A 14,612-nucleotide genomic window follows, 5' to 3' on the forward strand; every position below is an offset into this window, starting at 1 on the left:
AATGCGTTCCATTTGGAATAGTGTGGCTGAAATTGTTGAGGGTCGGAATGCAACCACCGGATAGAGCAGTCTCCGTTATCGAAATACTGGCAAGACATGCATTCGGCCTGCCCCTGTCTGAAATCGCCGATCAACTGTCGATACCGCGCAGCGCCACACATCGGCTCCTGGCCGACCTTAGGGACGAAGGGTATGTGCGGCAGGACTATGACGGCGGGGCTTATCGCCTTACGGCCAAGCTTGTCGCCGTTGGCTACGAATATCTCTCGGCAGCAAGCGTCTCGTCGCGACTCCAGCCCATCATTGACAGGTTGGCCGAACAGACGGGTGAACTTGTCGTGCTTGCCGTGGTGGACCGCGGCAAACTGCTTCGCCTCATCAAGGCGCAGGGTGCGCGCGGCGGGCTTCTTTACAACCCGGACGAAGGGATCGAGGTTTATCTGCCTGCGACCTCCAACGGGCATGCCTACCTCTCTGTTCTCGATGAGGACGAGGCTCTGCAACTTGTGGCAAGACAGGGCATGAACCAGGAAGGGGCCGGGAAAAATGCGCCCAGAACCATCCGCCAGTTGTTCGAATACGTTGAGCGTGCGCGCGAAACCGGAATCGCAAGGATTTTCGACGTCTGGGTCGATGGAACATCGGCAATGGCCGCTCCCGTTCTTCGTCCCGGCTCGCGGATCCCGCTTGGAACCATCAGCGTCGCAGGACCGACCATCCGCATGACGAGCGAGCGTATGGATCAGTTCGCAGATGCGCTGAAGGCCGCATGCAACGCCGTCGCGGAAACGGGCTTCGACCTTCCGATTTTTGAGCAGGCCTGACCCATGTCCAGTCGCAGCCGCAGCATTGCCATCCTCGAACTTCTGACAGGCCACCCGTGGGGGCTGAAAATGCCCGAGATCGCATCGAAGCTTGCAATTCCCCTGCCGGCCACGACCCGCGTCTTATCGAGCCTTGTCGCCTCTGGCTACATATTGGGATCGCTGTCCGGCAAGGAGGGCGTGTTCCGGCTGAGCCCTAAACTGCCCGCCCTCGGACTTGCGTTTCTCGGTGCGACCGGTGTGACGGATCTCGTTCAGCCGATTCTGGATGATCTGGCGAAAAAGACCGGTGAGCTTGTCCGGCTCGCCATCATATCTGGCGACAAGTTGACATGGGTCGCGGAATCCCAAGGTGCTCGCAGCGGCCTGCTTTATAATCCCGAAGCCGGAAAGGACGTCTATCTGCCGGCAAGCGCCAATGGCCAGGCCTGGCTCTGCTGCCTACCCGACGACCAAATCCGTCAGATGATGGAGCACGAAGACTTCGCCCGTCCGGATATCGGTCCAGGCGCCCCCAGAACCATCGACGCCTTGCTGGACGCGATTTCAAGCGCGCGACAAAGGGGGTTCGCAAGTGTGAGGGACAGCTATACCATCGGCACATCGGCCATGGCAGTCGCCATTGCGCGGCAACCGGGAAACGTGCCGGTCGGGACTCTGAGTGTTGCCGGCCCGGCAATGCGACTGAATGAGACACGCATGATGGAGGTGTTCCCGTGGCTTAGCGCAAGCGCAAGGGAACTTGCGGCTTCAAGCGCTTCGTCTCCGCTGTTCAGCATGGCCTGAACCCGGACATCATTCCGCCATCACGCCACTTGCTCTTGTGACAGTGAGGGGGGAACCGCTGCCGAGCAGGCCCGCAGACAAATCTACAATCAGTTCCAGGTGTTCTACGGTCAGCCGGTCAGGGCCAAGCCGCCTTGGCGGCCGACGTCCCTTTCTATTTCTCGTACGAGCGTGTCTAGAGCCGGGTTTCTCGACTTACGCGCGCGCCGCACGATATACGCCAGCGGCGGCGGCGGCGGCAGTCGGCCCGTCATAATCTGCATCTCACCGTGGATATAGCGGCCACTCAGCAACGCGACACCCATTGTCGCGTTGACCGCGGACACAATACCAGCCGCACTTGAACACTCGAATACGGTTTCAAGAACGGCATCGTCCTGGCCTATGTCGAGCGCCCACTTTCGGTAGAAGCAATCCTCATCGAACGACAAAAATGGTATAGGGGCGTCGCGCCCGATGACCAGCTCGGGATGCTTCACCCAGTGAAGCCGTTCCCTGTAAAGCACGACATCGGTCGGGCGTACTTCATGGTTGAAGACCTGAACAACAGCGGCATCAAGCTCGCCACGCTCCAGCATGGCGCGCAGGACCAGGCTCATGCGGACCTTGGTTCGGACAGTGACGTTCGGGTGAAGCCGGCGGAAGCGGCCAAGAATGCGAGCAAGGTCGCTGCAGGCCGTGTCTTCGGTGAATCCGAGGAGAAGTCTTCCTGCCAGAGGCGTTTTTGACAGGCTTAGGAGCGCCTCATCGTGCATTCCCAGGATGCGCGCGGCATAGTCCAACAGATCCTCACCGGCGGCTGTGAACATGGATGCGCCGGCTTTGCGTCCGAGTAGCTCGCAGTCGAGGCTCACTTCAAGGCGCTTGATCTTATGGCTTACAGCGGATTGCGAAAGACCCAACGCCGCCGCCGCTTTTGTTACGCTGCCATGGTGCCGGATTGCGGAAAGCGCCCGCAGCGCATCGATTTCAAGTCTGCGACTGTTCAATTCGTTCATTGCCTGTCCGCCTGGTTCTCTGGATGACCCTACCATAAACCACAGCAGTCATGACATTCTTTAAGGAGATGTCATGTGCTCATCGATATTTGTCATGTGCGTTGATGACGCTTTCGTCTTAGCGGTGGTGGCGTTTCACATCACAAAGATCCTATGACTGACGCCGCCACTTCATCCACCGCAGATAGCCACCATCCACTGTTGTGGCCGTTGCTGGCAACACTCCTCATCATCGGATGGAGTTCGGGCTTTGTTGGCATCCGCTATGCCAATCAGGAAGCAAGCGTCATGCTCCTGCTTTTCTGGCGCACATTACTCTCGGGATTAATCCTTCTTCCCTTCGCGTTGATGATCGGACCGAGGATTTCCCTGCGTGCGGTGAAAGATCAGGCGTTGTTCGGCATCATGGCGGTTTTCCTTTACCTTGGAGGCTTCGCCCTTGCTATCGAGCAGAGGGTGCCCACCGGAATGGTCGCGCTTATCGCCGACCTTCTTCCGCTCGCCATTGCGGTGCTCTCACAACCAGTGCTCGGTGAAAGCCTCACGGCTCGGCAGTGGCTCGGAACTGCAATTGCCATCCTTGGCGTTCTGGTCGTCTCCTTCGACAGCCTCAGCTTCGGTACCGCGCCGGCGTGGGCCTACGGTCTCACAGTCGGTTCGATGCTTGTGTTTGCGGTCGCCTCGGTCCTCCACAGGAAACGCAAGACGCAGACCATGAAGGTTCACCAAAGCCTTTGCATCCAGATGCTGGTGGGGTCTGTTCTCTTTGGTCTGTGCGCATCGATGCAGGGCAGTCTTGCGCCACCGATGACCCGGGACTTCGCAATCGGAATGATCTGGCTTGTGCTGGTAGCGACTTTCCTGGCCTATGCGGTCTACTATACCAGTCTTCGGCTGTTCCCGGTCGCCAAGGTGAGCGCTGCCATCTATCTCAGCCCACCCGTGACAATGATATGGGCATGGATCTTGTTTTCGGAGCCTCTGACCGTCGCGATGTTCGCCGGAGCCGCGGTAACGCTGGTCGGCATGTGGATGACCTCGCGAGGCTGAAAAGAGCGCGGCCGCAGGCCGCAATGCAAGCGGAAAAGATCAGCGGACCAATGGCCACTTGCTAGCGGATAGCACTCTTTCTGAGAACATTTTCCACGAAGCTTCTGATGAATGCCGCAGATACTGCTTTTTCCTTCAGGACGGCGACGGTCTGGGGAATTTCAGAAAACGCATCGGGCAACGTGCGAAATGCGGGATCATTATGGGCCGCGGGTTCGAGAGACTGCCTCAGTCCCGCGGCCGCATCGCATTCTCCAGCCTTCAGTTTTTCGATCGCGGCCAAAGGGGTTTCGGCATAAACGATCGTTGCATGTTTCGCCTGGCGTTCGATCTCTTTTGTGTAGGCGGCACCTCGAGCGGTCGCTATCCGACGGCCGGGAACATCCACGTCCGCCACAAACCGGGCATCCGATATCGCCGGAACAAGGTAGGTCGCGATTACAAAAGCATAGGGCGGGGAAAAAGCGAACCGATCCGTGCGGGACGGATCTGCGGCGATCAGGGCAATATCCCATTCGTTCAGGTTCGCCGACTCCAGGATTGCCGCCGCCGATCGGTATTTTATCACCGAAAGCGCGCAACCGAGTTCCTCTGCCAAGGCGTTTGCCATATCGACACTCGGCCCGGACGGCACTCCCGTGCGTTCATCGATACGGACAAGGGCGGCATTGCTGCCGTTCACCGCCGCCCGGAGTGTACCGGTCGGCGCAAGTTCGGCGAGCACGCTTTCCGAAGCCACCATTCGTCACGCCCGCCCCGAAAACCTGCCAGCCAAGGCTTCTGCACCGCGCGCCAGCACGGCGACATCGACGCCGACTGCCGTGAACAGCGTTCCTAACTCCATGCAGCGGGCGGCGAATTTTTCATCGGGCGTGAGAATCCCTGCCGGTTTTCCGAGCCTATTGAGCAGCCCGATGGCCTTTTCAATGGCCTCGATCACTTCTGGGTGACCGGGTTGGCCAGGATACCCGAAACTGGCCGCAAGGTCCGCGGGCCCAATGAAGACGCCATTCACGCCATCGATCGACGCGATGGCTTCGATATGCCCCATCGCTTCGCGCGTTTCGACCTGGACGAGAACGCAAAGCTCCAGCGCTGCCTGCTGCGCGTAATTCTTCACCCGGCCGAAGCGCGTGGCCCGCGTGAGCGCCGAAACGCCCCTGATGCCTTCCGGCGGATAGCGTGTTGCTTCGACCGCAGCCTTGGCTTCCGCCGCGTTTTGAACATAGGGAATGAGCAGCGTCTGGACCCCGATATCCAGAAAGCGCTTGATCAGGACGGGATCGTTGACGGCTGGCCGCACGATGGGCGCTACGTCATAGGCTGCCACGGCCTGCAACTGCGGCAGAACCGTGAGCACATCGCTGGGGGAATGCTCCGTGTCGAACAACAGCCAGTCGAAACCGGCCGGCGCGACGATCTCCGCCGCATAGCTTCCCGGAAGCCCGCACCAGAGGCCGAGCTGGCTTTGGCCTGCGCGCAGCTTCGCTTTGAATTTATTCACAGGAATATCCATCTGGCACCTCACAGGAAAGACACGCCGATGGACCCGACAGGACCGTAGTCGGCCTGTATCACATCGCCGGCAGCGATATCGACAGGGCGGGTGAACGAGCCGGCAAGGACGATCTGCCCCTTCCTCAGGCCGCTGCCAACGGCATGCAGCTTGTTGACGAGCCAGGCGATGCCGGCCGCCGGATGGCCCATGATCGCCGCTGAAACACCCGACTCCTCGATAATGCCGTTCTTCGACAGGGTGGCCCCCACCCAGCGGATATCGATATCCATGGGGCGAATGACACGGCCCCCGACCACGATAGCGCCGAACGCCGCATTGTCGGCGATCGTATCGGTGATCGCCCGCGGCACCTCGGTCCGGTAGTCGATGATCTCGAGTGCCGGCACGACAAATTCCGTCGCGCGCATGACGTCGTAGATCTGGATACCCGGCCCCGAGAGATCCTCGCCCATGATGAACGCCAACTCGACTTCAAGTCGCGGCTTTATGAAGAGATCCGCTTTGATCTGCGCTCCGTCGTTGTAGAGTGCGTCGTCCAGAATGACACCGTAGTCAGGCTCCGTCATCTTGGACGCCATCTGCATCGCACGGGAGGTAAGACCGATCTTGTGGCCGACGATCCGGGCGCCGCGGGAAATACGCGACTGCGCCCAAAGTGCCTGAATACGATAGGCATCCTCGATATCCAGATCGGGATAGGTCTTGCTGGGCTGCATGATCGGCTTTCGCTCGGTCTCCGCCTTCAATATGGCGTCTGCCGCCGCCTGACGTTGCTCTTCGGTAATCATGAACTGGCTCCGGGCGTTCGTTACTTAATGGGCGGGCGCGGCAGGACCGCCTCGCCCGGCTCCATGACATAGGTGTAGTCGAGCGAGTACCATTCGCCCTCGATGTCGCGGTCGGTCGGATGCGGTTCGTCATGACGGACGAAGTCCCCGGTGAGCGCGGCGGTCACGCCGAACTGCACATCTGATGCGATATGGGGGTCGCTGGGATCGAAGACCTGCGAAATCAACGTCTTGTAGCCCTGCCTGAAGATCAGGGCGTGCAGATGGGCCGGCCGGTACGGATGACGACCTTGCGCCTTGAGCATCCGGCCGACGACGCCATCGACAGGAATGGGATAGCCCACCATCTTCACGGTGCGAAACCAGAAGCGTCCGTCCGCATCGGTCAGGAACTTGCCGCGCAAATTCATCTCCGCCTGGTCCGGGTCCTGGTTTTCGTAAAGACCTACCGGCGAAGCGTGCCAGACATCCACTTCGGCATCGGCGATTGGCCTACCCTCTCGGTCAATGACCCGGGCATGCACGAAAAGCGGCGTGCCAGGTGTGTCGGAACGAATGATCGTTCCACCGTTCTCCACCCTTGGAGAATTCAAGCGCCAGAACGGACCGAGAAGCGACTGGGATGTCTCGGTCTGGCCTTTGTCACCATTGTTGAGAAGGCAGACGAGTGATGAAACACCCAGCGAGCCCGACATCAACACGAACTCGTTGTGACTGTCGGTCTGAAGCTGCCCGATCTCATTCAGGATGGCGGTAGCCTCCCGAAATTCCGCTTCGGTCAGCCGCACTTCGCGCACGAAGGCATGAATATGCTTCACAAGGGCCACGAGGATTTCACGCGCCCTAGGATCGGACGTCTGCTGCATGGCCGCGACCACGGCGGGCGTTACATCGCTTTCAGTTTTAATGACCATATGCCACCTCCCGATAATGGACCGATACAAATATAATCGATTATTTGTCAAGCGATGAAAGACGTCATCACGCCTTCCGATCGCCCGCAGCAAAGACATGACAATCACATATCATTGATTTTACGTTATTTAACAAAGAAGCAAGAGAGACATCATCGGAAAAGCCGCAACAATTTTCCTGACGGTTGACAATAATAATCGTTTATCTTATCCATCATCGACGACGGAGAATGTCCGCTTGGGAGGAACTAATGAAGCAGCAGGACGGCGCCACAAGCCCAGCCGAGATCGGCAGTTTTTCCGACGACGGGAAAAACACGATCGGCAGCCAGCTGGCGTCCCGTCTGCGGGAAGCGATCATTTCCGGCAGCCTGGAAGCAGGCAGCAAGATCAATCTTGACAAGGAACGGCAGGCATTCAACGTCAGTCTGAGCCCGTTGCGTGAAGGGCTGGCGCGCCTCATTTCCGATGGCCTTGTCGAATTCGAGGACAATCGCGGCTATCGCGTTTCCCCCGTCTCGCTGGCGAACCTCGAGGAAATCACCGTCCTTCGCGAGGAGTTTGAGGTTTTCGCACTGAAGGAATCCATTCGAGTCGGCGATGTGGAATGGGAGGGCAACGTCATGCGTGCGCTTCATAAGCTGACCCGTGCCGAGCGCGATGCCAACAGGCCAGAAACGCTGGAGCATTGGGAAGCGGTCCACCGCGATTTCCACCTCACCCTTATCTCGGGCTGCGGAAAGCCGCTTCTTCTTCATTTCTGCAAGACGCTTCTCAATCTCAACGATCGCTACCGCCGGACATTCCTCAAGCAAACTTCCGGCGACAGGAATGTGAACCAGGAGCACAGCGAGATCGCGCAGGGCGCGGTGGCGCGCGACAGCGACTATGCGGCCGACAAGCTGCGCCAGCATATCCATCGCACCGGCACCAATCTTCTGGCCCACCTCGCACGCACCGGAGCGGTACGATGACGGACGCCCGGCAGATGCATCAAAGCCCGATCGGCGTCGCGCATTTCTCGGCGATCCAGTTGCCGCCGCACGAATTCGTCCGGCAGGCTGCGGCAGCGGGGTTCAGTTCCGTCGGACTTCGGCTCCACCCGGCATTTGCCGGCGCGCCTTACTACGAGTTGCCGCAGGGCAGCCATGTCGCTTCAGAGTTTCGCTCCCTGCTCGACAGCGAAGGCATGAGGGTTTTCGATGTCGAGTTCTTCATCATCGGCCCGGATTTCAAGGCGAGCGCGATAGAGCATATCGTTGCGGCTGCAGCGGATATCGGCGCCCAGCGCCTCTCCGCCTGTGGCGACGATACGGATCGGAGCCGGCTGGCCGACAATTTCAATGCGTTCTGTCAGCTCGCCGGGCGGCATGGCATGGCTGTCGATATCGAAAACATGGGCTGGCGTGCCGTCAGCAGCTACAGCGACAGCGCTGCACTCGTTCATGCCTGCGGTCAGGAAAATGCCGGCGCTCTGGTGGATGCCATTCACTTCTTTCGCAACGGTGGACACATCGAGGAAATCGATATCGATATCGTGCGGCATGTTCAGCTTTGCGATGTGGTCGGCCCAGCGCCCAAGCGTTCCGAAGACATGATGAACGAGGCGCGGACCGGGCGCTTGGCGCCGGGCGATGGAATACTCGCGCTCAAGGCGCTTATCGCTAAGCTTTCCGGCAAGGCCGCGATTTCCGTGGAAGTACCGTTGGTGGGCAACACCCCGGCACCGGTGCATCTGCGAAATCTCAATCTGAAAACACGGGAAATTCTACAGGCAGAGACTTAGACATTCTGGATCTGGCGCGGTGGAGGCTGCGCCCGGAGGAGGAACACCCTTTCATGAATTACCAGTTCGACTTCGGTGCGGTCTTCGAGCGCGCCCCCGAATTGCTGTGGGCTACGCTCGGAACGTTCGGGCTTGCCTTTGCCGGCATGGCGCTCGCGCTGGTGATCGGCGTGGTGGGCGTCATCGGCCGGACATCGCCGAACAAGATCGTGCGTGCGCCCGTCATCGCGTTTGTCGAGATCGTGCGCAACACGCCCTTTCTCGTGCAGATCTTCTATATCTATTTCGCCTTGCCACTGATGGGCATCCGCCTCAATCCGACGGCAACAGCCATTATTGCCCTCGGCATCAATGGCGGCGCCTACGCGATTGAAATCATCCGCGGCGGCGTCGAAAGCATCGGCAAAGGCCAGGTCGAAGCCGGTTATGCTCTGGGCCTCCACAAGGCAGACGTCTTCCGGCTCATCGTTTTGAAGCCGGCTCTGCGCGCGATCTATCCGTCTCTGACCAGCCAGTTCATCATGCTGACGCTGACGACCTCCGTTTGTACGTCGATCGCGGCTTATGAGCTGACATCCGCCGCGCAGAGGATCGAATCCGACACCTTCAGAAGCTTCGAAGTCTATTTCCTGGTGACCGGGATCTATCTCGTCATTTCGACCGTGATGATGGGCATCTTCGCGCTGATTTCCCGCCGCTACTTCAGCTACCCGACACGATAGAGGTTTAGCCATGGGACCTATCGGAGCAAACGAATTCCTATTCATCCTGCAAGGCCTTAAATGGACGGCCCTGCTTGCAGTCATCGGCTTCATCGGCGGTGGCGTGTTCGGCATCCTGATTGCGGTAACCCGCGTCTCCAAGAGCGCCACAGCCCGCGCCGTCGCCGCGGCCTATATCGGGCTCTTCCAGGGCACACCGCTGCTAATGCAGCTGTTCGTGGTGTATTACGGCGTCGCGCTGGTCGGTATCAATGTCAGCGCATGGCTTGCGGTGGCGATCGCCTTCACGCTGCATGCCAGTGCCTTCCTTGGCGAAATCTGGCGCGGTTCGATCCAGGCTGTGCCGAAGGGGCAGACCGAAGCCGCCAACGCGCTTGGACTTCACTACGTGTCGCGGATGAAGGATGTCATCCTGCCCCAGGCGCTGAAGATTTCCATGCCGGCAACCATCGGGTTCCTGGTGCAGTTGATCAAAGGCACGTCGCTTGCGGCAATCGTCGGCTTCATCGAACTTGCCCGCGCCGGACAGATCATCTCGAACCAGACGTACCGCCCGCTGCTCGTCTTCGGCATCGTCGGCACGATCTATTTCATCATCTGCTGGCCGCTCTCCCATTTCGGAACGGCTCTTGAAAAACGGATGGCCAAGGCCGCCCGCTGACGCGTCACAAAATGACATCAAAAAGGAGGAACCAAAATGCAATACAATCGCAGGACATTCATGGGGGTGGTGCTGGCAACGACGGCGCTGGTTATGGGCGGCACAACCTTAGCATCTGCCGCCAGCCTTGAAGAGGTAAAAGCCAAAGGCACGATTGTCGTCGGCATCCAGGGCGACAACGCACCCTGGGGCTTCGTCAACTCAAGCGGCACACAGGATGGTTTTGATGCCGACGTGGCGACGCTGTTTGCCAAGGAAATCGGCGTCAATGTGCAGTTCCAGCCGCTCGCGGTGGCAAACCGAATCCCCGCTTTGACCACTGGCAAAGTCGATATCCTTTTCGCCACGATGGCGATGACGGAAGAGCGCGCAAAATCAATCCAGTACAGCAAGCCTTACGCCGCCAACACCATTGCGCTCTATGCCGCGAAGGCGGACAAGGTTTCGACAGCCGAAGATCTGGCGGGCTGGGAAATCGGCGTGCCGAAGTCGAGTTCGCAGGACAAGGCCGTAACCGACGCCGTTGGCTCATCTGCCACGGTTCGTCGGTTCGACGACGATGCGGCTACCATTCAGGCGCTGATTTCCGGCCAGGTGAAGGCCGTCGGCGGCAACCAGTTCTACGGACAACGGCTTGAAGCCGCCGCCGCCGGCACCTACGAGCGCAAGATCGATTTCCTGACGACCTATAATGGCGTCGGAACGCGACTGGGCGAAAAGGACTGGAACGACACCGTCAACGCCTTCATCGACAAGATCAAGGCGAACGGCGAACTCGCCGCCATCACCAAGAAATGGATGGGGATCGAACTTCCGCAATTCCCGGAATCCATTCCCAACATCCCCTTCACCGTGAACTGACATATCAAGGAGGGCGTCGTGACAGCTTCCGACAATACTCAATCGATGCTGATTTCACTTGAGAAAGTGGAGAAGTGGTACGGCGCCTTTCATGCTTTGAAGGACATCAATCTGACGGTCCGCAAAGGCGAGAAGATCGTTCTTTGCGGACCTTCCGGCTCCGGCAAATCGACATTGATCCGCTGCATCAACGTGCTGGAGACCATCGAAGGCGGTCGGATAACCGTTGGAGGCCGAGTGGTCGATGGCAGCAGCAAGGCGGTGGATGCAATCCGTCGTGAAGTCGGCATGGTCTTCCAGAGTTTCAATCTCTTTCCCCACATGACCGTCCTGCAGAATTGCGCGCTGGCGCCGATGCGGGTGCGCGGAATGGGTCGCGCCGAGGCCGAAGCGCTGGCGCGGAAGTATCTCGAGCGCGTCCGCATCCTCGACCAGGCGGACAAATATCCGGCGCAGCTTTCGGGTGGCCAGCAGCAGCGCGTCGCTATTGCGCGTGCGCTTTGCCTTGAGCCGAAAATCATGCTGTTCGACGAGCCGACATCGGCGCTTGACCCGGAAATGGTCAAGGAAGTCCTCGACACGATGATTTCACTGGCGCGCGACGGCATGACGATGATCTGCGTTACCCACGAGATGGGCTTCGCGCGCCAGGTTGCCGACCGCGTCATCTTCATGGCTTCCGGCGAAATTATCGAGGAAGCGGAACCAGACGTCTTCTTCACATCGCCGAAGCACGAACGCACGAAGACGTTCCTTGGCGAAATTCTCGCGCATCATTGAACACAGACAAGGACTTGAAGCATGAGCGACAGGCGTTACCTGGTCGGCCTCATCGGCGCGGATATTCAGATGTCGAAGTCGCCGGCCCTTCACGAAGCAGAAGGCCGGCATCAGGGGCTGGACTATCACTACGAGCTGCTCGACCTGACCGAGCGCGGCCTGCCTATATCTGCCCTTCCCGCCCTTCTCGATGAGGAAGAGCAAAGAGGCTTTGCCGGCACCAACATCACCCACCCCTGCAAGCAGACGGTGATCCCCCATCTCACGCGCCTGTCAGAAGATGCCGAAATGCTCGGCGCCGTGAATACGGTCGTATTCCGGAACGGCGAGCGGGTCGGCCACAACACCGACTGGTACGGGTTTTACAAGAATTTCGAGCGGGGCCTGCCGGACGTCGCCAAATCTCACGCGGTTCTGCTCGGTGCAGGCGGCGCCGGCGTTGCGGTGGCGCATGCGGCGATCAAGATCGGAATAGAGCGCCTATCGATTTTCGACCAGGACAGCGACCGCGCCGCACGCTTGGCTTCCCAGTTGAACGAACGGTTCGGCCGGGCGTGCGCGGAGGCGGCGACCGATGTCGGCGCCGCGCTGCGTGCCGCAGACGGGCTGATCCACGCCACGCCGACCGGAATGAAGAGCCATCCCGGCCTGCCGATCGAACCGCAATGGCTGGAGCAGCGTCACTGGGTGGCCGACATTGTCTACATGCCGCTGGAAACCGAGCTCCTTGCCCTGGCGAAGCGCAAGGGCTGCCGCACCCTGCCCGGCAGTGGCATGACGGTCTTTCAGGCAGCGGCCGCGTTCCAGCTTTTCACGGGCATCACCCCCGATACGGAACACATGTCGCGCCATTTCGACGACCTTACCACGCGTTGAAAGGCCGAAATCGATGCCTCACGTTGTGATCGAATACAGCCGAGGCGCCGGTGAACGCGTGCCGATCGAAGCCTTGACCACGGCGGTCCACCGCTGCATTCGCGATGGCGGCGTCGTGAAGCCGAAAGCCGTCCGCACGTTCGCCCGCGAGGCGACGTTTTCCTGCGTCGCGGATGAGCATCCGCAGAACCATTTCATCCAGATCATCATTCGCATGGCGCCCGGCCGCTCGCTGGAAACCAAGCAGCAGCTTGTGCGGGCCACGTTGCAGGCGGCCCGTGTCGCCGCCGCGCCCGCTCTTAGCGAGGGCCGTCTCGGCCTTCGCGTCGACCTTTATGAATCCGATCCCGCACTCGCGGTTCAGGAAAGCACACTTGACTGAACTGCCGGCTTTCAGAATGAGAGGAGAACCTTGTGAGCCTGATCTACGTCCTGAACGGTCCCAACCTCAACCTGCTCGGCAAACGCCAGCCCCGTATCTATGGTCATGAAACGCTTGCCGATGTCGAGGCGGACTGCTCCAAGCTGGCAGCCGAACTCGGTCACGATATCCGTTTCCACCAAAGCAACAGGGAATACGAGATCATAGACTGGATCCATGAAGCGCGTGAGGACGGCGCGGGCATCGTCATCAATCCGGCCGCATTCACCCACACTTCGCTCGCCATTCTCGATGCCTTGAACACATTCGAAGGCCCTGTCATCGAAATTCACATCTCCAACGTCCACAAGCGCGAAAGCTTCCGGCATCACTCCTTCGTTTCCCATCGGGCCGACGGCGTGATTTGCGGACTCGGCACCGAGGGCTACCAGCTCGGCATCCGCCGGGTCGCAACGTTGATCAAATCCGCAGAGAAGAAGTGAGCTCGCAATGACCGCTCCTGTGAAACTGGCCGTGCTCGGAGCCGGCCTCATTGGAAAACGACACATCGAGCACGTCGCCCGCGAACCGGAGGCGGTGCTCAGTGCCGTGGTGGACCCCACGCCTGCCGGCGAGGCGATAGCCAGGGAAGCCGGCACACGATGGTTCGCTAGCTTTGCCGACATGATCGCCGTGGATCGACCTGACGGTATCATCGTGGCGACACCCAATCAGGTCCATGTGAAGAACGGTCTCGAAGCCATTGAGGCCGGCATTCCCGCCCTGATCGAAAAACCGCTCGCCGACGACATCGCGTCCGGCGAACGGCTGATCGCCGAAGCGCAGGCGAAAGGAGTGCCGATCCTCACCGGCCATCATCGCCGGCACAATCCAATGATGCGCAAAGCCAAGGAAATCATCGAAAGCGGGCGGCTCGGACGAGTGCTGGTCGTCAACGCGATGTTCTGGCTTTTCAAGCCTGACGACTATTTCGATATCGACTGGCGCCGGCAGGCTGGCGCCGGGCCGGTCTTTCTGAACCTCATCCATGACATCGACAATCTTCGGTATCTGTTCGGTAACATCACTGCCGTTCAGGCGCGGGAATCCAATGCGGTACGCGGGAATGCGGTCGAGGAAACGGCCGTGATCCTGATTGAATTCGAGAGCGGTGTTCTCGCAACCGCATCCGTCTCCGACGCCGTCGTGGCGCCCTGGAGCTGGGAGATGACAACAGGGGAAAACCCGGTTTATCCGAAAGTGGACGAAGCCTGCTACGTCATCGGCGGAACGCACGGCTCCCTTGCCATTCCGTCACTCGAAATCTGGCGCAATCCCGCCAAGCGCAGCTGGTGGGAGCCCTTTGAGAAGGAACGGGTGGAATACGAGCCTCAGGACCCGCTCGTCCTGCAGATCAGGCAGTTCTGCAAGGTCATCAGAGGTGAGGAACAACCGCTTGTCAGCGGCGTAGAGGGCCTGCAAACGCTTAAGGTGATCGACGCCGTTAAAAGATCGGCGAAGTCGGGAGAGCGCGTCCTGTTGAGCTGAAGCCAGATCACCCAATCCGGCCAACGGAACAACGCCCGTTCCGACCAGAGCGTCGGTGGCAAACTATCTACAGATCTCACCAGAAGACAACGCCCCACATGGTGCGACCGTCGGCACTAAAAACGGCGGGCTTCAAGC

At 59.5% G+C, this 14,612-nt stretch carries 18 protein-coding genes; 13 read left to right on the forward strand and 5 right to left on the reverse strand.

All coding sequences use genetic code 11. From position 1 onward, the window contains the following. Positions 1-47: 47 nt before the first annotated feature. Entirely contained in the window at positions 48-824 is a 777-nt protein-coding gene (locus tag MKI86_RS17065; protein ID WP_241603008.1) for an IclR family transcriptional regulator, read from the forward strand. A gap of 3 nt (positions 825-827) precedes the next feature. Continuing rightward, the gene (locus MKI86_RS17070) at positions 828-1,610 is read left to right on the forward strand and encodes an IclR family transcriptional regulator (RefSeq protein ID WP_256465745.1); all 783 of its coding nucleotides are present in this window, start codon (positions 828-830) and stop codon (positions 1,608-1,610) included. A 110-nt stretch (positions 1,611-1,720) separates the two neighbouring features. Here MKI86_RS17070 and MKI86_RS17075 read toward each other — a convergent pair whose 3' ends face one another. After that, positions 1,721-2,608 carry a LysR family transcriptional regulator gene (locus MKI86_RS17075; RefSeq protein ID WP_241603014.1) on the reverse strand — a complete coding sequence of 296 codons (888 nt, stop codon included), beginning with the start codon at positions 2,606-2,608 and terminating at the stop codon, positions 1,721-1,723. Between the two features lie 153 nt (positions 2,609-2,761). Between MKI86_RS17075 and MKI86_RS17080 the strand changes: the two genes are divergently transcribed. Then, positions 2,762-3,658, forward strand: coding sequence for a DMT family transporter (locus MKI86_RS17080; RefSeq protein WP_241603017.1), 897 nt, complete (start codon positions 2,762-2,764; stop codon positions 3,656-3,658). Between the two features lie 61 nt (positions 3,659-3,719). Here MKI86_RS17080 and MKI86_RS17085 read toward each other — a convergent pair whose 3' ends face one another. Genes MKI86_RS17085 through MKI86_RS17100 form a run of 4 tightly spaced genes read right to left on the reverse strand, consistent with a single transcriptional unit; the run spans position 3,720 to position 6,879 of the window. Then, a complete protein-coding gene (locus MKI86_RS17085) occupies positions 3,720-4,400 on the reverse strand; it encodes a transporter substrate-binding domain-containing protein (RefSeq protein WP_241603020.1) in 681 nt (226 codons plus the stop codon). Positions 4,401-4,403: 3 nt separating this feature from the next. Then, the gene (gene hpaI / locus MKI86_RS17090; protein WP_241603022.1) at positions 4,404-5,174 is read right to left on the reverse strand and encodes a 4-hydroxy-2-oxoheptanedioate aldolase; all 771 of its coding nucleotides are present in this window, start codon (positions 5,172-5,174) and stop codon (positions 4,404-4,406) included. Between the two features lie 8 nt (positions 5,175-5,182). Continuing rightward, complete coding sequence (gene hpaH / locus MKI86_RS17095; RefSeq protein ID WP_241603023.1) at positions 5,183-5,965, reverse strand: 2-oxo-hept-4-ene-1,7-dioate hydratase; 783 nt, start codon at positions 5,963-5,965, stop codon at positions 5,183-5,185. Between the two features lie 20 nt (positions 5,966-5,985). Beyond that, a complete protein-coding gene (locus MKI86_RS17100) occupies positions 5,986-6,879 on the reverse strand; it encodes an intradiol ring-cleavage dioxygenase (protein WP_241603693.1) in 894 nt (297 codons plus the stop codon). Positions 6,880-7,130: 251 nt separating this feature from the next. Between MKI86_RS17100 and MKI86_RS17105 the strand changes: the two genes are divergently transcribed. The 10 genes from MKI86_RS17105 to MKI86_RS17150 are packed head-to-tail and all read left to right on the forward strand — an operon-like array spanning position 7,131 to position 14,474. Further along, the gene (locus MKI86_RS17105) at positions 7,131-7,853 is read left to right on the forward strand and encodes a GntR family transcriptional regulator (protein WP_241603025.1); all 723 of its coding nucleotides are present in this window, start codon (positions 7,131-7,133) and stop codon (positions 7,851-7,853) included. Next, positions 7,850-8,665 carry a sugar phosphate isomerase/epimerase family protein gene (locus tag MKI86_RS17110; protein WP_241603028.1) on the forward strand — a complete coding sequence of 272 codons (816 nt, stop codon included), beginning with the start codon at positions 7,850-7,852 and terminating at the stop codon, positions 8,663-8,665. The genes MKI86_RS17105 and MKI86_RS17110 overlap by 4 nt, the downstream gene beginning before the upstream one ends. Before the next feature lie 53 nt (positions 8,666-8,718). After that, a complete protein-coding gene (locus tag MKI86_RS17115; protein ID WP_241603030.1) occupies positions 8,719-9,387 on the forward strand; it encodes an amino acid ABC transporter permease in 669 nt (222 codons plus the stop codon). 10 nt (positions 9,388-9,397) lie between these two features. Continuing rightward, positions 9,398-10,048 carry an amino acid ABC transporter permease gene (locus MKI86_RS17120; RefSeq protein ID WP_241603031.1) on the forward strand — a complete coding sequence of 217 codons (651 nt, stop codon included), beginning with the start codon at positions 9,398-9,400 and terminating at the stop codon, positions 10,046-10,048. Positions 10,049-10,084: 36 nt separating this feature from the next. Then, a complete protein-coding gene (locus MKI86_RS17125) occupies positions 10,085-10,909 on the forward strand; it encodes a transporter substrate-binding domain-containing protein (RefSeq protein ID WP_241603034.1) in 825 nt (274 codons plus the stop codon). A gap of 45 nt (positions 10,910-10,954) precedes the next feature. Further along, positions 10,955-11,689: an amino acid ABC transporter ATP-binding protein gene (locus tag MKI86_RS17130; protein ID WP_269470871.1), complete on the forward strand. Its 735-nt coding sequence runs from the start codon at positions 10,955-10,957 to the stop codon at positions 11,687-11,689. 21 nt (positions 11,690-11,710) lie between these two features. After that, a complete protein-coding gene (locus MKI86_RS17135) occupies positions 11,711-12,565 on the forward strand; it encodes a shikimate dehydrogenase (RefSeq protein WP_241603037.1) in 855 nt (284 codons plus the stop codon). Positions 12,566-12,578: 13 nt separating this feature from the next. Continuing rightward, positions 12,579-12,947, forward strand: coding sequence for a 5-carboxymethyl-2-hydroxymuconate Delta-isomerase (locus tag MKI86_RS17140; protein WP_241603046.1), 369 nt, complete (start codon positions 12,579-12,581; stop codon positions 12,945-12,947). Positions 12,948-12,979: 32 nt separating this feature from the next. Continuing rightward, entirely contained in the window at positions 12,980-13,429 is a 450-nt protein-coding gene (gene aroQ / locus MKI86_RS17145; protein WP_241603048.1) for a type II 3-dehydroquinate dehydratase, read from the forward strand. A 7-nt stretch (positions 13,430-13,436) separates the two neighbouring features. Continuing rightward, complete coding sequence (locus tag MKI86_RS17150) at positions 13,437-14,474, forward strand: Gfo/Idh/MocA family protein (RefSeq protein WP_241603049.1); 1,038 nt, start codon at positions 13,437-13,439, stop codon at positions 14,472-14,474. The last annotated feature ends 138 nt before the right edge of the window (positions 14,475-14,612 follow it).

This window comes from Shinella sedimenti, assembly GCF_022601905.1.
Taxonomy (GTDB): Bacteria; Pseudomonadota; Alphaproteobacteria; order Rhizobiales; family Rhizobiaceae; genus Shinella; species Shinella sedimenti.